General features: G+C 71.1%; 23 protein-coding genes and 2 pseudogenes. 10 read left to right on the forward strand and 15 right to left on the reverse strand.

The genetic code is table 11. The annotated features are described in order from the left end of the window. Window positions 1-3: 3 nt before the first annotated feature. The 4 genes from ACWFRJ_RS16510 to argC are packed head-to-tail and all read right to left on the reverse strand — an operon-like array spanning window position 4 to window position 4338. Entirely contained in the window at window positions 4-1212 is a 1209-nt protein-coding gene (locus ACWFRJ_RS16510; protein ID WP_453530254.1) for an acetylornithine transaminase, read from the reverse strand. Continuing rightward, window positions 1209-2162, reverse strand: coding sequence for an acetylglutamate kinase (argB, locus tag ACWFRJ_RS16515; RefSeq protein WP_453530256.1), 954 nt, complete (start codon window positions 2160-2162; stop codon window positions 1209-1211). Before argB ends, ACWFRJ_RS16510 begins: the two co-directional genes overlap by 4 nt. Further along, window positions 2159-3313: a bifunctional glutamate N-acetyltransferase/amino-acid acetyltransferase ArgJ gene (gene argJ, locus ACWFRJ_RS16520; RefSeq protein WP_453530259.1), complete on the reverse strand. Its 1155-nt coding sequence runs from the start codon at window positions 3311-3313 to the stop codon at window positions 2159-2161. The genes argB and argJ overlap by 4 nt, the downstream gene beginning before the upstream one ends. Then, the gene (gene argC / locus ACWFRJ_RS16525) at window positions 3310-4338 is read right to left on the reverse strand and encodes an N-acetyl-gamma-glutamyl-phosphate reductase (RefSeq protein ID WP_453530262.1); all 1029 of its coding nucleotides are present in this window, start codon (window positions 4336-4338) and stop codon (window positions 3310-3312) included. Before argC ends, argJ begins: the two co-directional genes overlap by 4 nt. Window positions 4339-4534: 196 nt before the next feature. Between argC and ACWFRJ_RS16530 the strand changes: the two genes are divergently transcribed. From ACWFRJ_RS16530 to ACWFRJ_RS16540, 3 genes and pseudogenes are all read left to right on the forward strand, one after another. Further along, complete coding sequence (locus ACWFRJ_RS16530; RefSeq protein ID WP_453530265.1) at window positions 4535-5851, forward strand: MFS transporter; 1317 nt, start codon at window positions 4535-4537, stop codon at window positions 5849-5851. Window positions 5852-5933: 82 nt separating this feature from the next. Further along, window positions 5934-6527 carry a TetR/AcrR family transcriptional regulator gene (locus tag ACWFRJ_RS16535; RefSeq protein ID WP_453530268.1) on the forward strand — a complete coding sequence of 198 codons (594 nt, stop codon included), beginning with the start codon at window positions 5934-5936 and terminating at the stop codon, window positions 6525-6527. 241 nt (window positions 6528-6768) lie between these two features. Next, window positions 6769-6876 (forward strand): annotated as a pseudogene (locus tag ACWFRJ_RS16540) (IS982 family transposase); the annotation flags it as partial. A 125-nt stretch (window positions 6877-7001) separates the two neighbouring features. On the opposite strand, the gene ACWFRJ_RS16545 reads toward ACWFRJ_RS16540, so the two are convergent. Together ACWFRJ_RS16545 and ACWFRJ_RS16550 are read right to left on the reverse strand one after the other, a co-directional pair. Next, the gene (locus ACWFRJ_RS16545) at window positions 7002-8009 is read right to left on the reverse strand and encodes a MerR family transcriptional regulator (RefSeq protein ID WP_453530271.1); all 1008 of its coding nucleotides are present in this window, start codon (window positions 8007-8009) and stop codon (window positions 7002-7004) included. Window positions 8010-8040: 31 nt separating this feature from the next. Then, the gene (locus ACWFRJ_RS16550; RefSeq protein ID WP_453531165.1) at window positions 8041-8712 is read right to left on the reverse strand and encodes a HEAT repeat domain-containing protein; all 672 of its coding nucleotides are present in this window, start codon (window positions 8710-8712) and stop codon (window positions 8041-8043) included. A 170-nt stretch (window positions 8713-8882) separates the two neighbouring features. Here ACWFRJ_RS16550 and ACWFRJ_RS16555 point away from each other — a divergent pair, with 170 nt between their 5' ends. The 3 genes from ACWFRJ_RS16555 (at window position 8883) to ACWFRJ_RS16565 (ending at window position 11006) form a co-directional block, all read left to right on the forward strand. Then, window positions 8883-9356 (forward strand): VOC family protein, encoded by a 474-nt coding sequence (locus ACWFRJ_RS16555; RefSeq protein WP_453530274.1) that lies wholly within the window; start codon window positions 8883-8885, stop codon window positions 9354-9356. Window positions 9357-9475: 119 nt separating this feature from the next. Next, entirely contained in the window at window positions 9476-10462 is a 987-nt protein-coding gene (locus ACWFRJ_RS16560; RefSeq protein WP_453530277.1) for an aldo/keto reductase, read from the forward strand. 55 nt (window positions 10463-10517) lie between these two features. Next, window positions 10518-11006 carry a DUF6314 family protein gene (locus ACWFRJ_RS16565; RefSeq protein WP_453530280.1) on the forward strand — a complete coding sequence of 163 codons (489 nt, stop codon included), beginning with the start codon at window positions 10518-10520 and terminating at the stop codon, window positions 11004-11006. Here ACWFRJ_RS16565 and ACWFRJ_RS16570 read toward each other — a convergent pair. The 3 genes and pseudogenes from ACWFRJ_RS16570 to ACWFRJ_RS16580 all read right to left on the reverse strand — a co-directional run bounded on the left by ACWFRJ_RS16570 (window position 10945) and on the right by ACWFRJ_RS16580 (window position 13243). Beyond that, the gene (locus tag ACWFRJ_RS16570; RefSeq protein ID WP_453530283.1) at window positions 10945-11526 is read right to left on the reverse strand and encodes a histidine phosphatase family protein; all 582 of its coding nucleotides are present in this window, start codon (window positions 11524-11526) and stop codon (window positions 10945-10947) included. The genes ACWFRJ_RS16565 and ACWFRJ_RS16570 overlap by 62 nt on opposite strands. A gap of 81 nt (window positions 11527-11607) precedes the next feature. Further along, window positions 11608-11775 (reverse strand): annotated as a pseudogene (locus tag ACWFRJ_RS16575) (GNAT family N-acetyltransferase); the annotation flags it as partial. Window positions 11776-11797: 22 nt separating this feature from the next. Beyond that, window positions 11798-13243 carry an aminotransferase-like domain-containing protein gene (locus ACWFRJ_RS16580; protein WP_453530286.1) on the reverse strand — a complete coding sequence of 482 codons (1446 nt, stop codon included), beginning with the start codon at window positions 13241-13243 and terminating at the stop codon, window positions 11798-11800. Between ACWFRJ_RS16580 and ACWFRJ_RS16585 the strand changes: the two genes are divergently transcribed. Together ACWFRJ_RS16585 and ACWFRJ_RS16590 are read left to right on the forward strand one after the other, a co-directional pair. Beyond that, on the forward strand, window positions 13242-14201 hold the full coding sequence (locus ACWFRJ_RS16585; RefSeq protein ID WP_453530289.1) for a DMT family transporter: 960 nt from the start codon (window positions 13242-13244) through the stop codon (window positions 14199-14201). The genes ACWFRJ_RS16580 and ACWFRJ_RS16585 overlap by 2 nt on opposite strands. Before the next feature lie 91 nt (window positions 14202-14292). After that, window positions 14293-14487: a DUF1918 domain-containing protein gene (locus ACWFRJ_RS16590; RefSeq protein ID WP_383271618.1), complete on the forward strand. Its 195-nt coding sequence runs from the start codon at window positions 14293-14295 to the stop codon at window positions 14485-14487. Window positions 14488-14505: 18 nt separating this feature from the next. Here ACWFRJ_RS16590 and ACWFRJ_RS16595 read toward each other — a convergent pair whose 3' ends face one another. Next, the gene (locus ACWFRJ_RS16595; protein ID WP_453530293.1) at window positions 14506-15738 is read right to left on the reverse strand and encodes a glycoside hydrolase family 10 protein; all 1233 of its coding nucleotides are present in this window, start codon (window positions 15736-15738) and stop codon (window positions 14506-14508) included. Window positions 15739-15918: 180 nt separating this feature from the next. Here ACWFRJ_RS16595 and ACWFRJ_RS16600 point away from each other — a divergent pair, with 180 nt between their 5' ends. Together ACWFRJ_RS16600 and ACWFRJ_RS16605 are read left to right on the forward strand one after the other, a co-directional pair. Further along, on the forward strand, window positions 15919-16779 hold the full coding sequence (locus ACWFRJ_RS16600) for a 3-hydroxybutyryl-CoA dehydrogenase (RefSeq protein WP_453530296.1): 861 nt from the start codon (window positions 15919-15921) through the stop codon (window positions 16777-16779). Between the two features lie 238 nt (window positions 16780-17017). Beyond that, complete coding sequence (locus tag ACWFRJ_RS16605; RefSeq protein ID WP_453530299.1) at window positions 17018-17275, forward strand: hypothetical protein; 258 nt, start codon at window positions 17018-17020, stop codon at window positions 17273-17275. On the opposite strand, the gene ACWFRJ_RS16610 is transcribed toward ACWFRJ_RS16605, so the two are convergent. The 5 genes from ACWFRJ_RS16610 to pheS form a co-directional block, all read right to left on the reverse strand. Continuing rightward, a complete protein-coding gene (locus ACWFRJ_RS16610; RefSeq protein WP_453530302.1) occupies window positions 17272-17814 on the reverse strand; it encodes an NUDIX hydrolase in 543 nt (180 codons plus the stop codon). The two genes, ACWFRJ_RS16605 and ACWFRJ_RS16610, sit on opposite strands and share 4 nt — an antisense overlap. A 125-nt stretch (window positions 17815-17939) precedes the next feature. After that, window positions 17940-19289, reverse strand: coding sequence for a transcriptional regulator (locus ACWFRJ_RS16615; protein ID WP_453530305.1), 1350 nt, complete (start codon window positions 19287-19289; stop codon window positions 17940-17942). Between the two features lie 269 nt (window positions 19290-19558). Next, window positions 19559-20581, reverse strand: a complete 1023-nt coding sequence (locus ACWFRJ_RS16620; RefSeq protein ID WP_453531168.1) for a PP2C family protein-serine/threonine phosphatase — start codon at window positions 20579-20581, stop codon at window positions 19559-19561. A gap of 356 nt (window positions 20582-20937) precedes the next feature. Then, complete coding sequence (pheT, locus tag ACWFRJ_RS16625) at window positions 20938-23448, reverse strand: phenylalanine--tRNA ligase subunit beta (protein WP_453530308.1); 2511 nt, start codon at window positions 23446-23448, stop codon at window positions 20938-20940. Further along, window positions 23448-24584, reverse strand: a complete 1137-nt coding sequence (pheS, locus tag ACWFRJ_RS16630; RefSeq protein ID WP_453530311.1) for a phenylalanine--tRNA ligase subunit alpha — start codon at window positions 24582-24584, stop codon at window positions 23448-23450. Before pheS ends, pheT begins: the two co-directional genes overlap by 1 nt. Window positions 24585-24618 lie beyond the last annotated feature (34 nt).

Genomic DNA, 24618 nt, shown 5'->3' on the forward strand with positions numbered 1-24618 from the left:
GTCTCATTCTCCGGATCGTCCGTCCCCGCCCGCCGCGGTGGCCCGGTCAAGCACGCCGGGCAGGGCCCGGAGGAACGCGTCCACCTCGTCGTCGCGCACGTTCAGCGGCGGCATCAGCCGTACGACATCGGGGGCGGGCGTGTTGACCAGGAAGCCGGCGTCCTGAGCCGCCTGCTGCGCCTGCGGCGCGAGCGGCTCCGTGAGCACGATACCCAGCAGCAGGCCCGCACCCCGGACATGGCCCACGAGGGGGTGTCCGAGTGACTCGATTCCGTCGCGCAGTTTCTCGCTCGCCCGCTTCACGTTCTCCAGGAGCCCGTCGGCCTCGATCGTGTCGAGCACCGCGAGTCCCGCGGCGCAGGCCACGGGGTTCCCGCCGAACGTCGTTCCGTGGTGACCGGGCTTGAGGAGCTCGGCCGCCGCGCCGAACGCGACCGTGGCGCCGAGCGGAAGGCCGCCGCCCAGGCCCTTCGCGAGCGTGACGACGTCGGGCTGCACTCCCTCGTGCGCGAGGTACTCGAACCAATGTCCGGTGCGGCCGACTCCGGTCTGCACCTCGTCGAGGACGAGGAGGGTTCCGGTGGCCGCCGTGATCTCCCGGGCCGCCTTCAGATAGCCCGCGGGCGGTACGACGACGCCGTTCTCGCCCTGGATGGGCTCGATGACGACGATGGCCGTCTCTTCGGTGACCGCCGCACGCAGGGACTCGACGTCGCCGTACGGAACGTGGGTGACGTCGCCCGGCAGCGGCAGGAACGGCTCCTGCTTTCCGGGCTGGCCGGTGAGCGCGAGCGCCCCCATGGTCCTGCCGTGGAAGCCGCCGTCCGTGGCGACCATGTGCGACCGCCCCGTCAGGCGGCCGATCTTGAAGGCGCCTTCGTTGGCCTCGGCGCCGGAGTTGCAGAAGTACACCCGGCCCGCGCGCCCGAAGAGCTGGAGCAGCCGTTCGGCGAGCGCGACCGGCGGCTCGGCGATGAAGAGGTTGGAGACATGGCCGAGAGACGCGATCTGGGTGCTGACCGCCTCGACGATCGCCGGGTGCGCGTGACCGAGCGCGTTGACCGCGATGCCGCCGACGAAGTCGACGTACTCCTTGCCGTCGGCGTCCCAGAGCTTGCTGCCCGCGCCGCGGACGAGGGGCAGCCTGGGGGTGCCGTAGTTGTCCATCAGCGCGTCCTGCCAGCGCTGGGTCAGCTCCTCGTTGCCGGTCATGCCGCCGCCCCCTCTGTCCGGATGTCGGGCGCGTCCGGCACGACCATCGTGCCGATGCCCTCGTCGGTGAAGATCTCCAGCAGGATCGAGTGCTGGACCCGTCCGTCGATCACGCGAGCCGTCTCCACTCCGTTGCGCACGGCGTGCAGACAGCCCTCCATCTTGGGGACCATGCCGCTGGCCAGCTCGGGAAGGAGCTTCTCCAGCTCCTTCGCGGTCAGCCGGCTGATCACCTCGTCGCTGTTCGGCCAGTCCTCATAGAGGCCCTCGACATCCGTGAGGACCATGAGGGTCTCGGCGTCCAGCGCAGCCGCAAGTGCCGCAGCCGCCGTATCAGCATTGACGTTGTAGACATGTCCGTCGTCCTGGGAGCGGGCGATCGAGGAGACGACCGGGATACGGCCGTCCGCGAGCAGGGCCTCGATGGCGCCGGTGTCGATCTCGGTGATCTCACCGACCCGGCCGATGTCGACCAACTCGCCCTCGATACGGGGCTGGTGCTTGGTGGCGGTGATGGTGTGCGCGTCCTCGCCGGTGAGGCCGACGGCGAGCGGGCCGTGCTGGTTGAGCAGGCCGACGAGCTCGCGCTGGACCTGACCGGCGAGCACCATGCGTACGACGTCCATGGCGTCCTCGGTCGTGACCCGCAGGCCCGCCTTGAACTCGCTGACGATGCCGTGCCGGTCGAGGGCCGCGCTGATCTGCGGGCCGCCGCCGTGCACGACGACGGGCTTGAGGCCCGCGTGGTGCAGGAAGACGACGTCCTGCGCGAAGGCGGCCTTCAGTTCCTCGTCGACCATGGCGTTGCCGCCGAACTTGATGACGACGGTCTTGCCGCGGTGCCGGGTCAGCCAGGGCAGCGCCTCGATGAGGATCTGCGCCTTGGGGAGCGCGGTGTGCTTGCGCGCTGTCGGATTGCCGCTCGCGTTGTCGCTCGCGTTGCCGCTCATGACGCGTACGCGCTGTTCTCGTGGACGTAGTCGGCGGTGAGGTCGTTCGCCCAGATCACGACGGGCTCCGCGGTACCGGCCGCCAGATCCGCGGTGATCTTGATTTCCCGGTACCGCATGTCGACGAGGTCGCGGTCCTCGCCCACGCTGCCGTTCTTGCAGACCCAGACGCCGTTGATGGCGACGTTCAGCTGGTCGGGCTCGAAGGCGGCCTTCGTCGTGCCGATGGCGGAGAGCACCCGGCCCCAGTTGGGGTCCTCGCCGTGGAGGGCGCACTTGAGGAGGTTGTTACGGGCGATGGAGCGGCCCACCTCCACGGCGTCGTCCTCGGAAGCAGCGCCCACGACCTCGATCCGGATGTCCTTGCTCGCGCCCTCGGCGTCACCGATGAGCTGGCGGGCGAGGTCGTCGCAGACGGTGCGGACGGCTTCGGCGAACTCGGCGTACTCCGGAGTGACTTGAGACGCGCCGGAGGCGAGGAGCAGCACCGTGTCGTTCGTCGACATGCAGCCGTCGGAGTCGACCCGGTCGAAGGTGACCTTCGTGGCGGCCCGCAGCGCCTTGTCCAGGACACCGGCTTCGAGGTCGGCGTCCGTGGTGAGGACGACGAGCATCGTGGCGAGCCCGGGGGCGAGCATGCCCGCGCCCTTCGCCATGCCGCCGACCGTCCAGCCGTCCTTGGTGACCACGGCCGTCTTGTGCACGCTGTCGGTGGTCTTGATGGCGATGGCGGCCTTCTCGCCGCCGTGCGCGGAGAGTTCACCGGCCGCGCTCTCGACACCCGGCAGGAGCTTGTCCATGGGGAGCGTGACGCCGATGAGCCCCGTCGACGCGACGGCGACCTCACCCGCGTTCAGGTCGAGGGTGTCGGCGACCTTCTCGGCGGTGGCGTGCGTGTCCTGGAAGCCCTGCGGTCCCGTACAGGCGTTGGCGCCACCGGAGTTGAGGACGACCGCCGAGACGAGACCGCCCTTGACCACCTGCTCCGACCAGAGGACGGGGGCGGCCTTGACGCGGTTGGAGGTGAAGACGCCCGCGGCGGCCAGGCGGGGCCCGGTGTTGACCACGAGGGCCAGGTCCGGGTTGCCGTTCTCCTTGATCCCGGCGGCGATGCCCGCCGCCGTGAATCCCTGCGCTGCCGTGACGCTCACGGTGCCACTCCGATCGTGGTGAGACCGAGCTCCTCAGGGAGCCCGAGTGCGATGTTCATGCTCTGCACCGCGCCGCCCGCGGTGCCCTTGGCGAGGTTGTCGATGGCGCTGATCACGATGACGCGCCCCGCCGCCTCGTCGTACGCGACCTGGATCTGCACGGCGTTCGAGCCGTACACCGCGGCGGTCGCGGGCCACTGCCCCTCGGGGAGCAGGTGCACGAACGGTTCGTCGGCGAAGGCCTTCTCGTAGACGGCCCGCACGGACTCCGCGGTGACGCCCGCCGTCGCCTTCGCGGTGCACGTGGCGAGGATGCCGCGCGGCATCGGGGCGAGGGTGGGTGTGAAGGAGACGGTGACGGGGGTGCCCGCGACGGCGGAGAGGTTCTGGATCATCTCCGGGGTGTGCCGGTGCACACCGCCGACGCCGTACGGCGACATGGAGCCCATGACCTCGGAGCCGAGCAGGTGCGGCTTGGCCGCCTTGCCCGCGCCCGAGGTCCCGGAAGCGGCGACGATGACCGCTTCGGCCTCGGCGAGCCCGGCGGCGTACGCGGGAAAGAGCGCGAGCGAGACGGCCGTCGGATAGCAGCCGGGCACCGCGATGCGCTTGGACCCTTCGAGGGCCGCGCGGGCGCCGGGCAGTTCGGGCAGGCCGTAGGGCCAGGTCCCGGCATGCTCGCTGCCGTAGAACTTCTGCCAGTCGGCCGCGTCCTTCAGCCGGAAGTCGGCGCCCATGTCGACGACGAGGACGTCCGGGCCGAGCTGCTCGGCGACGGCGGCGGACTGCCCGTGGGGCAGAGCGAGGAAGACGACATCGTGACCGGCGAGGACCTCGGCGGTGGTCGGCTCCAGGACCCGGTCGGCGAGCGGCATCAGGTGCGGCTGCAGCGCGCCCAGGCGCTGGCCCGCGTTCGAGTTGCCGGTCAGGGCGCCGATCTCCACCTCGGGGTGGACGAGCAGCAGACGCAACAATTCACCGCCCGCGTACCCACTCGCTCCTGCCACTGCTGCACGTACCGCCATGGAACCCTCCTCTTGGAGAGCATGACTATACGCATAGCCGCAGTTTTATGCAATGGCAGCCAGGGGCAGCAACGTGAGTCCGTGAGCCCGCCCCGAGCGACGCTCGCCTCTCCCGCTTGACCTGAGTAGACCTGTCTGTCTAATCTGATACGCGATTAGACAGACAGGTCTACTCATACTTCGGACGGGAATGGTCATGACGAATCTCTCGGTCGTCCCGGCGTCCAAACCGGCGCGCACCTCGAATGCGGCGCTCGCCGGATCCGCCTCCCGATCCGACTCCGCTGCCGTATCCGCGCGGGGCAGGCGGCTGCCGCCGAACGTGGCGCTGTACGTACTCGCCTCGATCACCGTCTCGTTCCTGGCGGCCTCCAGCGCGCCGACCCCGCTCTACGCGGTCTACCAAGCCGAATGGGGCTTCGACCCGATCACCACCACCGTGGTCTTCGGCGTGTACGCGGTGGCCGTGCTGCTCGGGCTGCTCACCATGGGCAAGCTCTCCGACCACGTCGGCAGGCGGCCGGTGCTGCTGGCCGCGCTGGCGGCGCAGGTCGCCTCGATGGTCGTGTTCGCCACCGCCGACGGCGTGCCGGGGCTGCTGGTCGCCCGGATAGTCCAGGGACTGTCGACCGGCGCCGCGCTCGGCGCGATCGGGGCGGGGATGATGGACATCGACCGGCCGCGCGGCACGCTCACCAACGCGGTCGTCCCGGGCATCGGCACGGCGACCGGCGCGCTGGTCTCCGGCCTCGTGGTCCAGTTCCTGCCCGCCCCCACGCATCTGGTCTACCTCGGGCTGCTGGCGGTCTTCGTCCTCCAGGCCGTCGCCGTCGCGCTGATGGCGGAGACGGTGACCCGCAAGCCGGGGGCGCTGGCCAGTCTGGCACCGGAGATCAAACTGCCGCGCGCAGTGCGCCGCCCGATGCTGGTGGCCGCGCCGGTGCTGTTCGCCGTCTGGGCGCTGGCCGGTCTTTACGGGTCGCTCGGCCCGTCCCTCGCACGGCAGTTGACCGGTTCCGGGTCCGAAGTCCTCGGCGGGCTGAGCCTGTTCGTGCTCGCCGGGGTGGCCGCCGTCTCGGTGGTGGTCCTGCGGAAGGCGGCGACCCGGACGGTGATGCTCACCGGCATCCTCGCGCTGATCGCCGGGGTGGCCCTCACCCTCGTCTCGATCCGCGACTCCTCCCCCACCGGCTTCTTCGTCGGCACCGCCATCGCGGGCGTCGGCTTCGGCAGCGGGTTCCAGGGCGGCATCCGTACGGTGATGCCGCTGGCCCGGCCGCACGAGAGTTCCGGGGTGCTGTCGCTGCTCTTCGTTGTCTCCTACCTGGGCATGGGGGTGCCCGCCGTGATCGCCGGGTTCCTCGTCGTCCACGCGGGCGGACTGACCGCCACCGCGCAGGAGTACGGCGTTGCCGTGATCGTCCTCGCGGCGTTCGCGCTGTTCGGGCTGCTGCGCGGCGGCCGGGGCGGGGCGGCGGTATTGCCGGGCGAGCGGGTCGGCGGCAACGCCTGAGGGGTGGCCTGCGGCCGGGGCACGGCCGGAGGGGCGCCGCCGGAGCATAATGTAGACAGGTCTGTCTGAAGGAGTGACCGTCATGGCGAGTGTCCAGAGCACCGCGAAACCGTCGGCGCGTGAGCGCCTGCTCGCCGCCGCGGACGAACTGTTCTACGCCGAGGGCGTGCAGAGCGTAGGGATCGACCGGATCATCGAGCACGCGGGCGTGGCCAAGGCGTCGCTGTACAACACCTTCGGCGGCAAGGAGCAGCTCGTCCGGGCATACCTCGACACCCGGCACGCGAGCACCGCCGACCGGATCACCCGGGCCATCGCGGAGCGCGACACGCCCCGCGAGCAGATGCTGGCGGTCTTCGAGTCCCAGGGGCGGCAGTTCGACCGGCCCGACTTCCGAGGCTGCGCCTTCATCCGCGCCGGTGCCGAGGCCAGCCCCGGCGGTCTTGTCCAGGAAGCGGCGGACGCCTTCCGCGGCTGGATGCGCGAACTCTTCACCCGCCTCGCCGCCGAGGCCGACGCCGCCGACCCCGACGCCCTGGGCCGCCAGCTCCAACTCCTCTACGACGGCGCCGGCATCTCCGCCCTGATGGACCACGACTCCACGGTGGCCGCGACCTCCCGCGCGGCGGCGACCGCCCTGATCGCGGCGGCGACGGGCGCACCCGCCGAGGCATGAGCGGCGCTCGGCACGCACGCGGACCGGGACCGCGAGCGTGAACCACGCGGTGACGCCAGGGCAACTGACGCGGCGTCGGTAGAGCGGCCCGGGCCAACGCACCGGGCCGCCGGCTCCGGTCGGGCCCGATCCGCGGACGGTGCGCCGCAGCCCGCTCGGCCGCGTCTGTCCGCTGATTTCCCGACGCAGCACCACCCTGGCCGCCGGCCGTGGGGATCGCCCCGCAGCTCACCGACGCCGAGGTGTCGTCGCCCGCGTCCTGCAGCGCGTCCTCGAGCTGACCGCCGCGATCTGGCACGACGACCGCACAGGACAGCCCGTCCTGCGCTCACTGACCGCCTATGACCATTGGCCCCTTGGAATCGATCATCCAGGCAGATCACTACCGCCCCCGACACTCACGCAAAGTGAGCGTCCATCATCATGATCCGCCGACTAACTCTCTCAAGCGCCAACTAAGAGTCTCGGTCACAGTCAGGATGACTCGCGCAGCCGCAGCAGGTACGTCGCGGTCAGCGCGACGGCACGGTCCTCGTCGTGCGTCAGCTCCACGAGCGCGCGTGATGTCCTCTCCCCCGGGACACCCGCGAGCGCCTGGGTCAGACGTCCGCGTGCGGGCGCGCCGGTGGCGTCGTGGGAGAGGCGCTCGACGAGCCGAGCCGCAATCTCATCCGCCGACGCGGTATCGCTCGCCAGCACGCTCAGTACATCGGCCGCATCGGTGTCGTTCCTTCCCTCCACGATCATGTCGACGAGCGTCGGGACCACATCGGCCGCACCACGTGCCCCGAGCGCCAGAGCCGCATACCCCCGGACCACGGCGTCGGAGTTCCCGAGGGCGTCCCGCAGCCGTGCGGCGGCCTCCTCGCCGGGCAGCTCGGCGAGGCACTGGACGGCACGTTCCCGCACTGCGGCCACCGGTGAGCCGAGGCCCCGCGCGAGCAGTGCCGCGCCGCCCTCGCCGCCCGACCGCGCAAGGGCCCAGCGAAGGGCCCCGGCGACGTTCGGCTCCGTCTCACCCAGTGCCGCCTCGACCAGGGCCTCCACCGGCACCGGAACCTCGTCGGCCGAGGAGAGGGCCGCGCGCTGGCGGGCGTCGGGACTCTTCGAGCCCAGAGCCTGGAGCAGCGCGACGACCTGGAGGACGTCCTCCCAGCCCGCGGGATCCGCGGCATCGATCCGGCGCAACCGCGTGAGCAGCTCGGTCTCGGCCGCGATGCGCTCGCGCGTCTGGAGGATGAGGTCGTCGACGAGCGCCGACGGCGTGAATCCGGGGTCGTCGAGCGCGCGCCCGATCTCACGCAGCGAGAGTCCCAGCGACCGCAGGCTCTCGACATGGAAGATCCGCCGGATGTCCTCCACGGCGTACTCCCGATAGCCGGAGCCCGTACGGCCGGAAGGCCGCACCAGGCCGAGCGACTCATAGTGCCGGAGCATGCGGGCACTGACCCCGGACCGTCGCGCCACCTCACCGATCAACACGTTCCGCCGTCCCTCCTCTCGTACTCCCCTCCTATCGTCCCTCCTGGCCTGATCCGCCGAGGGCCACCACGCGCTTCGCCTCATCGATCGCGAACTCGAATCCGGCGTCCGGGTCGCGCAGCAGCTGTTCCGTGGCGAGCGCGTGCGTGCGCACGCCCGGCTCAGGGGCCGTCGTCGCGGCGCGCAGGGCGGGCACGATCACCTCGCCCAGCGCGACCAGCGCCCGGCTGAGGCTCAGCTGCGTCTCCCGCTCACCGCGCCCGAGCTGCGTCGCGAGGACCGTGGCCAACGCGGACTCCTCCCCCTCCGGCACGAGCACGACCGCCGCCCGCCAGGCGCTCCGGGCCACCTCGTCGTCGGTGTCGGAAAGCAGCGTCCGGGTGATCGCCGGCCACGCCCTCCGGTCCCCGATCTTGGACAGCGTGTGCAGCGCCTGGCTCCGGGCCTGCGGCCGCTCCGAGCGGACCTCGCGGACCAGGCCGGGCAGCGTCATGGACGCCGGATGGCGGGTGAGCGCCCAGGTCAGCGTGTCGCGGACGAAGAACTCGGGCTCGATCGCGCATCGCTCGACAAGCTTGTCGACGAAGCGCGGGTCGGGCGCCGTGCCGACCGCCAGAGCAGCGCGCAGTCGTACCGACGAACGGCCGTCCTCCAGCGCCTCGAGCGCTCGCAGCACGTCCGTGTCGTGCGTCGTGGTCGTCATCGAGACCACCTCCTCGGCGAGCAGTGAAGACCTTGTCACCGTGTCAAGGTCAAACAGGGCCGACAGAGCCGGAACAAACGGCGCGGCGCGCGATGAGTTCGTGCGGGAGCGAGGGTCAGTACAGGTAGCAAGCAGACAGACACGCGCTCCGCCGACGACAGGAGAGAGTCATGCCCCGGATCACACCCACCCTCTGGTTCGACACGCAGGGCGAGGAAGCAGCCGAGTTCTACGTCTCGGTCTTCCCGAACTCGAAGATCACGAACGTCTCCCGCTACGGCGACGCCGGGCCCCGACCGGCCGGGACCGTGATGACCGTCGCGTTCGAGCTCGACGGCCGCCCGTACCTGGCGCTCAACGGCGGCCCCCAGTTCACCTTCAGCGAGGCGATCTCCTTCACGATCGACTGCGCCGACCAGCAAGAGGTCGACCACTACTGGACGAAGCTCTCCGAGGGCGGCGAGGAAGGCCCGTGCGGCTGGCTCAAGGACAGGTTCGGGCTCTCCTGGCAGGTCGTCCCCGCCGCCATGGGCGAGCTCATGTCCGACCCCGACCAAGGGCGGGCACAGCGCGCCATGGCGGCCATGCTCGGCATGAAGAAGCTCGACGTGGCGGCGCTGTACGCGGCGGCGGACGGGAAGTGACCGCCTCAACGCCCTGCTCAACGCCCGGTAAAATGGCTTGACTTGGAGTCGACTCCAACTTCTAGGGTCGAAGCCGTCCGCCCCGAACAGGGCACACGGCTCCACCTGGAGGTACCGCCATGACCGGCATTCCCACCCGCCGTCTCGGAGGGCTGACCGTTTCCGCGCAGGGGCTCGGCTGCATGGGGATGAGCCACGCGTACGGCGCCGCGGACGACGCCCAGTCGATCGCGACGATCCACCGCGCCCTCGACCTCGGCGTCACCCTGCTCGACACCTCCGACTTCTACGGCGCTGGGCACAACGAAGAGCTGATCGGCCGCGCCCTTGCCGGACGGCGCGAGCAGGCAGTCGTCGCCACGAAGTTCGGCTTCGCCAACCGGCTCGGTGAACCGCCGAGGATCAGGGGCGACGCCGTCTACGTACGACAGGCGTGCGAGGCGTCGCTGCGGCGCCTCGGGATCGACCACATCGACCTGTACTACCTGCACCGGGTCGATCAGAACGTGCCGATCGAGGAGACCGTCGGCGCGATGGCCGAGCTCGTCGAGGCCGGGAAGATCCGCCACATCGGGCTCTCCGAGGCGAGCGTGCGGACGATCCGGCGGGCGCACGCGGTGCATCCGATCGCCGCGCTGCAGAGCGAGTGGTCGCTGTGGACGCGCGACCTCGAGGCGGAGATCGCGCCGGTCTGCCGGGAGCTCGGCATCGGCGTCGTGCCGTTCTCGCCGCTCGGGCGCGGCTTCCTGACCGGGCGGTACACCTCCGTCGACAGCCTCCAGGAAGGCGACATGCGGCGCGAGCAGCCGCGGTTCGCCGACGGGAACCTCGAACGGAACCTGTCCATCGTCGCCGCCCTGGACGCGCTCGCCGCCGAGAAGGGCGTCACCGCGGGGCAGCTCGCCCTGGCCTGGGTACAGCACCGCGGCGACAACGTGGTGCCGATTCCGGGCACGCGCCGCGAGAAGTACCTCACGGAGAACCTGGGGGCGCTCGCCGTCGAGCTCTCCGCGGACGAGCTCGCGGCGATCGACGCGGTGGCCCCCGCCGGTACGGTCGCGGGGACGCGCTACGACGAGAACAGCCTCGGCCTCGTCGACAAATAGCCGCCAAGTAGCAGCCAAGTAGTCGCCGAGCAGCCGCCGAGTAAAGTACGGACCCATGAGCGACGACGCGCACTACGCGGTGCCGGACGTCCTCGCGTACCTGGCCGGTGAGTGGACGGTCGAGCGGACCGCACAGGATCTGGCCGGGAACGCGGAGGGGCACTTCACGGGCACGACGGTGTTCACGCGCCTCGACGACGGCGGTGGCGGCCTCCTGCACCACGAGTCCGGCACCTTCGTCTGGCGCGGCACCGCCCGCCCCGCCGAACGCACGCTGCGCTTCCTGCCGGGCGACGCCCCGGCCACCGCACACGTCCACTTCGCCGACGGCCGCCCCTTCCACGACCTGGACCTGCGCACGGGCAGGCACACCGCCGACCACCCGTGCGCGCTCGACCTCTACCGTGGCGAGTTCGAGGTGTACGACGAGGGGCACTGGCGGACACGGTGGCGGGTCGCCGGACCCGCCAAGGACCTGATCCTCACGACCGCGTACACGCGGCGATCCGCAGACTCCAGCGACCGCCGTGACCGGTCAGAGTGACCGTCGACAGGGGGTGGACGTCGACGTTCCAGTACGTCGACGGGGGCGCCTTCAGGGCGTAGACGAGGGCCGCGCGGACCACCGCGGGCTCGGCCACCGCGAGGATCCGTGAACCGTCGTCGACGGGTCGCGTGTCCAGCCAGCCGCCTATCCGCGAGATGAACGCGAGGAGCGACTCTCCGCCGTGCGGCGCCGCGTACGGATCCCGCAGCCAGGCGTCGACGGCGGCCGGTTCGCTCGCCGTCACCTCACCCAGGGTCAGACCGCGCCAGCGCCCCATGTCGCAGTCGCGCAGGGCCGGTTGGACCAGCGGCGCGAAGCCGAGGGCGTCGCCGGTCGCGCGACTGCGCGGGGTGGGCGAGCAGTAGCGCAGCTCGGCCACGCCGAGGGGCAGCAGCGCGGGCGCGGCGAGCTGGACCTCGTGCCATCCGCTCTGGTCCAACGGCCGGTCGTCGTCGAAACGCTCGGCGAGCAGCGAGCCGCTTCGCGCGGCGGCGATGAGCGATACACGAACGTGCATGCGGCGATCGTGGGGCGCGCGGCTGTGCGGGTCAAGGCTTCGTCGCGAGTACGTACGCGGTCCTCGCGCTCGGGGATCCGCTCACTGCCTGCCAAGCGCCATCCACTTCGCCGGGTCTTCGAGCACACCGAATCCGACCTTCTCGTACACCCCGTGCGCATCGGCCGTAGCCAGCAGAATCCGCCGCAGACCGTACGGCTCCAGATGGCCCCTGACGGCGGCCACGAGCGCGCTCACGAAGCCCTTGCCGGGCGGCGCGCGGGGGCGGGCCTCAGCCGGACGTGCCCCACACCTCGTCACACGCCGCCCGGAGCCTGCGCACCCCCTCGCCGATCTCCCCCACGCCCGCGACCGCCGCGAAGCTCAACCGCAGGTGGGCCGCCGGGGGTTCGGCCGCGAAGTACGCGCGTCCTGGGGCCACCGCGACGCCCGCGCGCAGGGCCGCGCCCACCAGGTCCGTCTCGTTCGTGCCGTCGGGCAGGCGCAGCCACAGGAGGTAGCCGCCCGCGGGGATGTGCGGCAGGGCGAGTTCGGGCAGGTTCAGGCGCAGGGCCGCCGCCATCGCGTCCCTGCGCTCCTTCAACTCGCCCGCCACGTTGCGGAGATGGCGCGGCCAGGCCGGGGAGCCGACCAGTTCGAGTGCCGCCTCCTGGAGCGGTCTCGGCACGAAGAAGTGGTCGACGATCTGGATCGCGCGCAGCCGCTCCAGGACCGGTCCGCGTGCGATGAGCGCGCTCACCCGGAAGCTCGGCGACGTGGCCTTGGTGAGCGAGCAGACGTGCACGACGACCCCGTCGGGGTCGTCGGACTGCAGCGGCCTCGGCAGCGGACCCGCGTCCTCGTGGACGAGCCGCCGTACGAAGTCGTCCTCGATGACGAAGGCCCCGGCCTCGCGCGCGATGCGAAGGACCTCGGGGCGGCGCTCCGCCGAGAGCACGGCCCCCGTCGGATTCTGGAAGAGCGGCTGGCAGACGAACACCCGCGCACCCGTGGCCTTGAACGCCGCGTCGAGCAGGTCGGGACGTACGCCGTCCATGTCCACCGGCACCGGCACGGGCCGCAGCCCCGCCGCGCGGGCGATCGCCAGCATGCCGGGGTACGTCGGCGACTCGACGAGGACCGGCGTCCCGGGCGGGGCAAGGGCGCGCAGCGCGGTGGTGAGCGCGCTCTGGCCGCCCGCGGTGATCAGCACCTCGGCGGCCGTGATCGCGCCGCCGACGCCCCGCGCGAACCACTCCCGCAGCTCGGGAAGCCCGTCGAGCGGCGGCCTCCCCCACGCGCCGGGCCGCCGTCCGGCACGGGCGAGGGCCGAAGCCATCGCGCGCTCGGGCTGCAGCGAAGGGTGCAGATAGCCGCCGTTGAACTCGATGACGCCGGGCGACGGCGCCGCGAGCGTCACGACGACCCCGGAGGCGTCGACCGCGCGCGGCACAAGCTCCGTCGCCACGTCCGCGCTCAGCGACACCTCCTGCCACGAGGTGTCCCCGGCGGGCGCGGCGGCGTCCTGCGGCTCGGCGCGGAAGACACCGGCGCCCGGCCGCGTGACGACCAGGCCCTCGGCGGCCAGCTGCCCCAGGGCCCGCGACACGGTCACCGGGCTCACCCGGAACCGGTCGACAATGGCTCGACTCGACGGCAGCTTTCCACCAGGTGAATAGCGGTCGAGCTCGTCCCGCAACTGCTTTGCCAGCTCAGCGACGCTGCTACTCTCGTACATGACAGCACAGGATAGCGCTACTCGCCCGAGCCGGATAGCAGTTACGACCACCGCCGCCCCGGTAGGCGCCACCCCGGCAGGCGCGGGCGCGGGCAACGACTCCCGCCGCAGCGGCACCGTCATGGCCGCACTCGGCGTCATCGCCTTCTCGCTCACCTTCCCCTCCACCGCCTGGGGCCTCGAGGGCATCGGCCCCTGGTCGTTCGTGGCCCTGCGCGGCGTCCTGAGCGCGGTCATAGCGGGCGGCGCCCTGCTCGCCCTGCGCGTCCCGCTGCCCGCCCGCCGCCACTGGGCCGGGCTCGCGGTCGTCGGCGCCGGAGTCGTCATCGGCTTCCCGCTGCTCACCACGCTCGCCCTGCAGACCTCCACCACCGCCCACGCCGCCGTGGTCGTCGGCCTGCTTCCGCTGACGACTGCCGTGTTCTCGGCGCTGCGCACAGGGGCACGGCCCTCGCGGATGTTCTGGGTGGCGGCCCTCGCGGGCGCCGCCGCGGTGATCGCGTTCACCGTGCAGCAGAGCGGCGGCGCTCTGACGACCGCGGACCTCTACCTCTTCGGCGCGCTCCTCATCTGCGCGGCCGGTTACACCGAGGGCGGCCGTCTGGCCCGCGAGATGCCGGGCTGGCAGGTCATCGGCTGGGCGCTGGTCCTGTGCCTGCCGCTCGCCCTGATCGGCGCGGTACTCGCCCTCCAGCACGAGACCTTCCAGCTCACCGGGCACAGCACTGCCGGGCTCCTCTACTCCGCCATCGGCTCGCAGTTCCTCGGCCTGGTCGTCTGGTACCGGGGCATGGCGGCGATCGGCGTACCCAAGGCCAGCCAGCTCCAGCTCGCGCAGCCGCTGCTCACCCTGGTCTGGTCGGTGTTCCTGCTCGGCGAGCACCTCACGCCCGCCGCACCGCTCACCGCGGCCGCCGTCCTCGTGTGCATCGCGGTCACCCAACGGGCGCGCGGCTAGCCGCCTACAGCCAGGCCTCAGCTCCGGCCACCGGCCGTAGACTTGCGGCCACGGAAAGCAACCGCAGGGTGGGACGAGGAGGTCGCTCCAGATGCGTGCAACCGTAGGCGACGAGCTGGTGCTGCACGGCAGGACCGTCGGGCAGCACGACCGGATCGGGGAGGTCGTCGAGGTGCTCGGCGCGGACGGCGGCCCGCCGTACCGCGTCCGCTTCGAGGACGGTCACGAAACACTGATGTCACCGGGCCCCGACACCGTCGTACGACACCAGGACCCGGCTCAATAACCGATCAGCACAAGCAGATCAGCGGGGCGGCTTGACCGGCTTCCGGTAGTGGTCGGCGACCACGCGCGCCATCGCGCCGTTCTTGTCCACGCCCACTTCCTTCGCCGAGAAGTACACGTGCCCGCGCGCCTGCGGGAACCCCTTGGCGTACGTGAGGTGGCGGGACAGCTCCGCCGGGTCCTGCCAGGGCGCGGGCTGCGCCGGATCGCCCGCCTTGTAGAGGGCCTCCCCCACGTAGAGCCGCACGCCCGTGCCGCTGACGACGTCGGCCCACCAGGGCAGCAGCTTGCCGTAGTCCGCGACGGCGAAGCCGATGTTCCAGTAGAGCTGCGGGCAGATGTAGTCGAGCCAGCCCTTCTTGACCCAGCCGCGCGTGTCGGCGTGCAGGTTGTCATACGTCTGCACGCCCGCCTGGGTGTCCGAACCGAGCGGGTCGGTCGAGGCGTTGCGCCAGACCCCGAACGGGCTGATCCCGAACTGCACGTGCTTACGCACCTTCTTGATCCGCGTCGCCATCTCGCGCACCAGGCCGTCGATGTTGTCGCGGCGCCAGGCGGCCCGGTCGGGGAAGCCGCCGCCGTAGCGCGCGAAGGCGTCGTCGTCGTCGAAGACCTGCCCGGCGACGGGATACGGGTAGAAGTAGTCGTCCCAGTGCACGGCGTCGATGGCGTAGTGGCGCACGGCGTCGAGCATCGCGTCCTGCACGAAGCGCCGTACCTCGGGCAGCCCCGGGTTGTAGTACAGCTTCCCGCCGTAGGGCACGACCCAGTCGGGGTGCAGCCGCGCGGGATGTGTCGGGACGAGACGTGAGGGGTCCGTGTGGTTGGCGATGCGGAAGGGGTTGAACCAGGCGTGCAGTTCAAGACCCCTGCGGTGCGCCTCGGTCACGGCGGTGCCCAGCGGGTCCCAGCCGGGGTGCTTGCCCTGCACGCCGGTGAGGCACTCCGCCCACGGCTCGTACGGCGAGGGCCACAACGCGTCGGCGGTGGGGCGCACTTGGAAGACCACGGCGTTCAGTCTGCGCCGGACGGCCGTGTCGAGATGGCCGATCAGCTCGGCGCGCTGCTGGGCCGCCGTGAGGCCGGGCTTCGACGGCCAGTCGCGGTTGGCGACGGTCGCCAGCCACATGCCCCGCAGCTCACGGCGGGACGGCGCCCGCTCGGGGCCGGCCGCGGCGTCCCCTGCCGCTGTGAGCCCCGCCACCATCGTGGCCGCCGCAATCGTGAACCCTCGGCGTGACATACGCCTCATCCGCTCGCCCCCTGGGCTGGTATATCCGCCGGAACCGCAGTCTGTAGGGGACAGCATGCCCGACCCGGCACATCACGCACCGGAGGTTCCGGAGTAACCTTCGCCGCTGGGGCAGACGCCGCAACCGTACGGGGGGCTGCCCGCCCGTTGATCAGCGAAAGGCACGAGGTGACCGACTCTATGCCCGACATTGAACGCGTCGGAGTAGTGGGCTGTGGCCAGATGGGCGCCGGGATCGCGGAGGTCTGCGCCCGCTCCGGACTCGATGTGAAGGTCGCCGAGACCACCGGCGAGGCCCTGGAGATCGGCCGCACCCGGCTCTACAACTCGCTCTCCAAGGCCGCCGAGCGCGGCAAGATCTCGGACGAGGAGCGCGACGAGACGCTCGCCCGTCTCAGCTTCACGACCGACCTCGGGGAGTTCTCCGACCGCGACCTCGTGATCGAGGCGGTCGTCGAGAACGAGGCGGTCAAGACCCAGATCTTCCAGGTGCTCGACCAGGTGGTGACGCGGCAGGACGCGATCCTCGCCTCCAACACCTCGTCCATCCCGCTGGTGAAGCTGGCCGTCGCGACGTCCCGCCCCGACGCGGTCATCGGCATCCACTTCTTCAACCCGGCCCCGGTGCAGCAGCTCGTGGAGCTGATCCCCGCGCTCACGACGTCCGAGGGGACGATCAGCCGCGCGCAGTCCATGGTCGAGAAGGTGCTCGGCAAGCACGCGATCCGCGCCCAGGACCGCTCGGGCTTCGTGGTCAACGCGCTGCTCATCCCGTATCTGCTCTCCGCGATCCGGATGTTCGAGTCGGGCATCGCGAGCCGCGAGGACATCGACAACGGCATGGAGCTCGGCTGCGCCCACCCGATGGGCCCGCTCAAGCTCGCCGACCTGATCGGCCTCGACACCGTCGCCTCGGTCGCGGACAGCATGTACGCCGAGTACAAGGAGGCGCTGTACGCCGCGCCCCCGCTGCTCCAGCGGATGGTGGACGCCGGCCGTCTCGGCCGCAAGTCCGGCTCGGGCTTCTATCCGTACGCCTGATACGTAGGACCGCTCCGTACGGCAGATACGTACGCCCGGTACGACTCACACCGGCACCCGGCATTTCGCACCGCAAGCGGGCCCGGCACTCGATCGAGTGCCGGGCCCGCGCCGTTCACACACCGTGTGCGCTCTGGGCTCGCATATGCCCTTCGCACACTCTGTCGCCCTGGCCACCAGGCGAGTTGACTTTCTGTGCGCATCAGGGGGATAAACAGCTACAGAATGGAGCGGACTTGTGACCGCCGACCCCGAGCCTCGCGTGGTCCCCGAAGAACTCGCCGAGTTACGTCGCAGCTTGGACGTGGGCCTCGCCCGCGTCGACGGACAGCTGGCGTTGCTCACCCAACATGACGAACAGAGCGTCAAGAACCAGGACGACCTGACCGTACGTATCGCCGCGCTGGAACACACACGCTGGCCGCTGCCCGCCCTTCTCGCCCTGACGGCGGTCGGTGCCCTCGCCGTGGCGGTCTGGCAGGCCGTCGGCCGTTAGTGCGCGTCCTGGCCCAGTCGCAGGTGGTGCAGGAGCAGGAGCGCCGCCGCCATGTTGGCGGCCGGTACTTCACCCCGGGCCACCATGTCAGGGACGAGTTTGAGTGGGACCCACTCACGGCGGTCGGACTCGAAGTCGTCCTCGGGATGACCGATGTAGGTGCACTCATCGGACCAGTAGATGTGGTGCTTGGCGTCGGTGAGCCCATTGGACGGCTCGACACTCATCAGGTGTCGTAACGGGCCCGGCCGCCAGCCGGTCTCCTCCTCCATTTCCCGGGCGGCCGCGTACGCGATGTCCTCGCCGTCCTCGACGACACCCGCGGCGAGTTCCCAGCCCCAGCTGTCGGTGATGAAACGGTGCCGCCACAGCAGAAGCACTTCGTTGGCCTCGTTGACGACGGTGGCCACGGCGACGGGCCGCAGCTTGATCAGGAAGTGGTCGAGGTGCCGGCCGTCGGGCAATTCCACATCTGCCAGATTGACCGTGAACCATCGGTTTCCATACACAGTTTGTTCGCTTTGTTTCGTCCACTGCACGGTTCTGCCACCTTCCGCTGAATGAGATGGCAATATCGCAGCAGGAGGTTGGTCAGAGCAGCGTGCGAACGGTCCGGGGGGTCAGCGCTGGCCGAGGGTCGTCACCGGCGTACGCGGGGTGCGCATCACAAGGGCACGCGCAGCGCTCCGTCGATGAGTTCGGCCGCCTCGGACGTGCCCGCGCAGTCGCTGCGCACCAGATGTTCCCGCACGGCCCGGAGCCGGTCACGCAGTCGTTGGGACTCCATCCCGCGCGCCTGCTCCGCCATTTCCACGGCCGTGGCCACCGCCTCGTCGGTGTTCCCCTGGCGCAGTTCGATCTGGCTGAGCATGGCGAGCCGATGGACCCGGCCCCGGTCATGCGCCGGTGTGTCCACCGCCGCCGCCGCGTGTTCGTACGCCCCCGTGAGGTCGCCGAGACTGAGCAGAGCCTCCGCCACTTGTACGTTGACGAGTCCGGGCTGGACATAGCCGGTCTCGTCCGGCTCGCGTCCGCGCCGGATGCGTTCCGCGGCGACCTCCGCACGCCGGATGCAGGACAGCGCGCTCCTGCCGTCGCCCAGATGTGCGTACGACTTCGCCTGCATGGCGTAGAGGTCGGAGGCGAGGGCCGGGGTGAGATCGCGCCCCGCGGCGCGCAGCGCGGCCTCCGCGAAGGCGACCGCCTGGCGGTACTCGCGCATGTACAGCGACTGGTTGACCAGGAGCGCGATGACATAGGCGCCAAGCCCCCTGTCCCCGCTCGCCTTCGCGAGCCGCAGGGCCTGGTGGAAGTAGCGCTGGGCAAGGCCGTGCGCGTCCGAGTCGTAGGCGCAGATGCCCGCGATGGCCACCAACCCGCCGGTGGATCTGTGCAGTTGGCGCCCCGTCTCGTCCGTGTAGCTGCCGCGCAGCAGGGGCGCCGCCTCGGCGTTGAGGAAGCCGACGATGCGGGTGCGGGTCGCGATGCCGCCGGTCTTGCGGTACATCTGCTCGTAGTGGGCGCGGGCCGCACGCATCATGTCGATGTCGGCCGTGCTCACCGGGTGCCTGCCGCCGCGCGAGACGTCCACGTCCTCGGGAGGGTTCTCCCACTCCCAGACGGGCATCACCGCGGGTGTTCCCGTGACGGCGGGTGCGCCGAGCAGGTGCGGTCGTTGCTGTTCGTCGGAGCGCCACAGCGCGGTGGCCCGCTCCACGAAGCCGGACAGCGTCGAGGCCATCGAGTTGAACGCCGCGGCAGGCAGGCCGGGCACTCCGAGGCCGATGTCGTCCAGGGTCACGGTGCGCTGGAGTCGCCCCGCGAGGACTTCACAGATCAGGTCGGGCACCTGGCCGCGCGGGCGCTGTCCCTTCAACCACCTTGAGACGGCGGTATGTTCGTAACGCAGGGCGAGGCCTCGCCTCTTCCCTGCCTGATTGACGTGGGCAGCCAGGCCCGCGTGGGAGATTCCCGCTTCGTCGAGGATCGCGTCGAGCAGGGTATTGGGCTGCATGGGAGGCCCTCCGGTGACTCGGTACGGCCAGCGTAGTAGAGGTGACTTCACACGGGGTGTGAACGGAGTGCCCGAATCCGGGGGGTGTGCGCTCTGCCCTCACCCCTCCTGTCACGCTTGACTGAGATTCCTCACAAGGAGGCCGGCCGGGCCGCCGGCTCCCCCTCAAAAAGTGCGGCGGCCCTCACCGGCGTCGTCCGCCCCGCTGTCTGCCCGACATTTCCAAGGCGGGGACGGACGGCGCACGGCCGGCGGAAGTCGGCGGTGCGTCATGTCATGGTGCTTTCCCGGCGCACCGCCTCGCCCTGCTGCAGGGGCACCCGTCGGCGGTCGTTGCGCAGCACGAGCAGCGCGGCGTCGTCGGCGGGCAACCGGCGCGTGTGGCGCAGGAGTTGGGCGTACACCGCGCGGATCACGGTCTGGGGCACGACCGGCGGGACCCGCGCCGCTTCGGTGAGCGCCGCCTGGAGCGGGAAGAACCGTCCGGCCGCGTCCCGGGCGTCCTCCATGCCGTCCGTGTGCAGCACGAGCGCCTCCCCCGCGAGGAGCGATCCGCAGTGCAGAACGGGCAGTTCGGCGGGGAGCGGGAAGGGGCCGAGCGGCGGCAGCGGCTCCCCGCCCACGACCGGCTCTGCACGCCCGCTCAGGCGGTAGGGCCAGGGGTGACCGCAGTTGAGCGCGGTCATCTCGCCATCGGGGCCGATCTCCATCAGGAGTACGGTGACGAACTCCTCGACCACCGGACTTTCCGGAGCCGCGACCCCGCTCGCCGGATGCTCGGCTCTCGACCGCTCCCGCAGGTGACGGCCCAGAGAGCGCTCCAGCTTTCTCAGGACGTGAGGCAGTTCGGGCTCCTCATGTGCCGCGTCCCGGAAGCTGCCGAGCACGGCGGCGGCCGTACCGATGGCGGTCAGGCCGTGCCCGCGCACGTCGCCCATGACGACGCGGACGCCGTGGTCGGTGGCCACCACCTCGTACAGATCGCCGCCGACGGAGGCGCCGCGCGACGCGGAGAGCTGCCCGGCCGCGACCGTGAGGCCCTCGACGCGTGGTGGCAGCGGGCGCAGCAGGACCTTCTGCGCGGCGCCCGCGACCTCACGGAGCTGGCGCAACTCCCGCAGCAGCATGCCGCGGACGTGAAGGAGCAGACCGGCGCCGACCGTGAGGAACACCGCGCTGCTGACGATCCGCCCTTCGAGGCTCTCCTCACGGGCGAGCGGGCAGACGAGTCTGTAGGTGACGACGGCCGCGCCCCACACCACCGGAAGGTCGACGTTGAGCACGCGCCGTATCCTCGGCGGGTCCACCCGGGGCACCTTCGTCCCGGCACTCGCCCCGGCTCTCGCCCGGAGCCTGGTCCGGCTCCTCGCCCGGCTCCTCGCCCGGAGCAGTGCCCGGCGGGACGTTCCAGCCCTGATACCGATCATGCCGACGGCCCCCCTAAGGCCCTGTTCAGCGTGCGGACCGCGCACCGCGCGGATCACTGCCCGGCGGCCGGACCGATTCTGTCGACCGCCCGAGCCGCTCGGGACAGAGAGGGCTTTCTTGCCACTCAAACGAGTGAAGGGCGTACCCGGAGATCCGGATACGCCCTTCTTTGTGCCTCTTGTGCGCCTCTCGTGCGCCTGGTGGCGACTACTGGCGGTGACTACGCTCCGCGCAGCACCGCGCCCGTCCGCTCCGTCGCCAGGGCGACGGCCGCGTCACGTGCCGCGGAGGCCTCGTCGACGGTCAGCGTGCGGTCGGTGGCGCGGAAGCGCAGCGCGTACGCGAGCGACTTCTTGCCCGCGCCGATCTGCTCGCCGGTGAAGACGTCGAACAGGCGGATGGACTCGAGGAGTTCACCCGCGCCCTCGCGCAGCACCTTCTCGACGTCGGCGGAGGGGACGCCCCCGTCGACGACGAGCGCGACATCCTGTGTGGCGACCGGGAACGTGGAGATCTTCGGCCCCTGCGGGACACCGGCGCTCGCGTCCTCGAGACGGTCCAGGTCGAGCTCCATCGCGCAGGTGCGCGCGGGAAGACCGAGCGTCTTGACGACGCGCGGGTGCAGCTCGCCCGCGTACCCGATGACGTGCTCCGCGCCGTCGATCACGACGGCGAGCTCGGCGCACCGGCCCGGGTGCCACGGGCCGTACTGCCCCTGGCGCACGAGCAGTTCGGTGCCCGACTCGGCGGCCAGGGCGCGCGCGGCCTGGACGGCGTCGGACCACTCGGCCGGACGGCCCTTGCCCCACCAGCCGGCCTGCTCGCGGGCGCCCGCGAGAACGACGGCGGCGTGCCGCGGCTGCACGGGGAGCGCCTCGGTCAGGGAGGCGATCTCCTCGGCGGTGGGACGCCGGTCGACGGGCAGACGCACCGCGACGCGGGCCTCCGCGCGGGGCTGGAAGACCAGGCCCGTCTCGAAGAGCGCCAGGTCGTGGCTGCCGCGGCCTTCGTTGCGGCGCAGCGCGCCGAGCAGCCCCGGCAGCAGTGTCGTACGAAGAGCGGGCTCCTCGTCGGAGAGCGGGTTGACCAGCTTCACGACCCGGCGCTTGGGGTCGCCGGGCTCGAGGCCCAGCTGGTCGAAGACCTGCTCGCCGATGAAGGGGTAGGTCGGCGCCTCGACGAATCCGCTCCCGGCAAGCGCACGGCCGATGCGGCGGTGCAGGCGCTGCCGGTCGGTCAGACCGCGGCCCGCGGGGGGCTTGGGCAGCGTCGAGGGGAGGTTCTCGTACCCCTCGAGCCTGATGACCTCTTCGGCGAGGTCGTTCGGCTCGGCGAGGTCGGGACGCCAGGAGGGCACGGTGACGGTCAGGGCGTCCTGGCCGTAGACGTCGCAGCCGACCTCTTGAAGGCGGCGTACGACGGTCTCGCGGCCGTAGACCACACCGGCGACCTTGTCCGGGTGATCGGCGGGCATGCTGATCGTGTGGGGCGCGGAGGGCGCGATGACCTCGGTGACCCCGGACTCGGCGGTGCCGGACGCGAGCGCGACGAGCAGATCCACCGTGCGCTGCGCGGCGGCGGAAGCGGCCTGCGGGTCGACGCCGCGCTCGAAGCGCTTGGCCGCCTCGGAGGGCAGCTTGTGGCGCCGGGCCGTGCGGGCGATGGAGATCGCGTCGAAGTGCGCGGCCTCGATGACGACGTCGGTGGTGCCCGCGGCCTCCGCGTGATCCGCGATCTCGGTGTTCGCGCCGCCCATGACGCCCGCGAGGCCGATCGGGCCGCGGTCGTCGGTGATGACCAGGTCCTCGGCGTCCAGGACGCGCTTGGTGCCGTCGAGCGTCGTGAACTTCTCGCCCTGCTCGGCACGGCGGACGCCGATGGCGCCCTCGATGCGGGAGCGGTCGTAGGCGTGCAGGGGCTGGCCGAGCTCCAGCATCACGTAGTTCGTGATGTCGACGGCGAGCGAGATCGGGCGCATGCCCGCCTTCTGGAGGCGGCGCTGGAGCCAGATCGGCGAGCGGGCCTCGGGGCGGAGCCCGGTGACCGTGCGCGCGGTGAAGCGGTCGCAGCCCATCGGGTCGGAGATCTTCACCGGGTAGCCGTGCGCGTTCGGCGCGGGCACGTCGAGGAGCGCCGGGTCGCGCAGCGGCAGGCCGTACGCGATCGCGGTCTCGCGGGCGACGCCGCGCATCGACAGGGCGTAGCCGCGGTCGGGCGTGACGGCGATGTCCAGGACCTCGTCGACCAGTTCGAGCAGCTTGATGGCGTCGGTGCCGACCTCGTGCTCGGGCGGAAGGACGATGATGCCGCCGCTTCCGTCGTCGCCCATGCCCAGCTCGTCGCCGGAGCAGATCATGCCGTGCGAGGTCTTGCCGTACGTCTTGCGGGCGGCGATCTTGAAGTCGCCGGGCAGGACGGCGCCGGGAAGCACGACGACGACCTTGTCGCCGACGGCGAAGTTCCGTGCGCCGCAGACGATCTCCTGCGGCTCACCGGTGCCATTGGCGGAGCCGACGTCGACGGTGCAGAAGCGGATGGGCTTCTTGAACTCCGTCAGTTCCTCGATGGTGAGGACCTTGCCGACGACGAGCGGCCCGGTGAGGCCGGCGCCGACCTGCTCGACGGTCTCGACCTCGAGGCCGACGTCGACGAGCTTGGCCTGTACGTCACGGCCGGTCTCGGTGGCGGGGAGATCGACGTACTCCCGCAGCCAGGAAAGCGGGACCCGCATCAGATCTCCATCCCGAAGGGCCGGGTGAACCGGACGTCACCCTCGACCATGTCTCGCATGTCTTCGACGTTGTGGCGGAACATCAGCATCCGTTCGATGCCGAACCCGAAGGCGAATCCGCTGTACTTCTTGGGGTCGACGCCGCAGGCGGTGAGCACCTTCGGGTTGACCATGCCGCAGCCGCCGAGCTCGATCCAGCCCTCGCTGCCGCAGGTGCGGCAGGGGCGGTCGGGGTTGCCCACGGACTCGCCACGGCAGACGTAGCAGACCATGTCCATCTCGGCGGACGGCTCGGTGAAGGGGAAGTAGTTCGGACGCAGGCGCGTCTTCATGTCGGCGCCGAAGAGCGACTGGACCATGTGGTCGAGGGTGCCCTTGAGGTCGGCCATGGTCAGGCCCTCGTCCACGGCGAGCAGCTCGATCTGGTGGAAGACCGGGGTGTGCGTCGCGTCGAGCTCGTCCGTGCGGTACACACGGCCGGGGCAGACGATGTAGACGGGCGGCTCACGGTCGAGCATCGCGCGGGCCTGCACGGGCGAGGTGTGCGTGCGCAGCACGACACCGGACTCGTCACCGGCCGTGTCCTTGGCGCCCTTGGGGCCCTGGACGAAGAACGTGTCCTGCATCTGCCGGGCCGGGTGGTCCGGGGTGAAGTTCAGGGCGTCGAAGTTGAACCACTCCGCCTCGACCTCGGGGCCCTCCGCGATCTCGTAGCCCATGGCGACGAAGACGTCCGCCACACGTTCCATGAACGTGGTCAGCGGGTGCCTGGCACCGGCCGGTACGCGGTCGTAGGGCAGCGTGACGTCCACTGCCTCCTCGACGAGCACTCGGGTATCGCGCTCGGCCTCGAGCTCGCTCTGCCGGGCGGCGAGCGCCTTGCTGACCGCACCGCGCGCCATGCCGACGCGCTTGCCCGCCTCGGCCTTGGCCTGCGGGGGCAGCGCGCCGATCTCGCGGTTCGCGAGGGACAGCGGCGAGGTGCCGCCGGTGTGCGCGACCTTGGCCTCCTGGAGCTGTTCGAGGTCGCCCGCGGCGGCGAAGGCGGCGAGCGCCTCGTCCCGCATGCGCTCGATCTCTTCAGGTTTCAGTGCCTCGACCTCAACAGGGTCGTACGACTTGTTCGGTGCCGACATCTCTTCCCGTGCTTCCGGTTGGCTGGTGATGGTC

Source organism: Streptomyces sp. NPDC055239 (genome assembly GCF_053606205.1).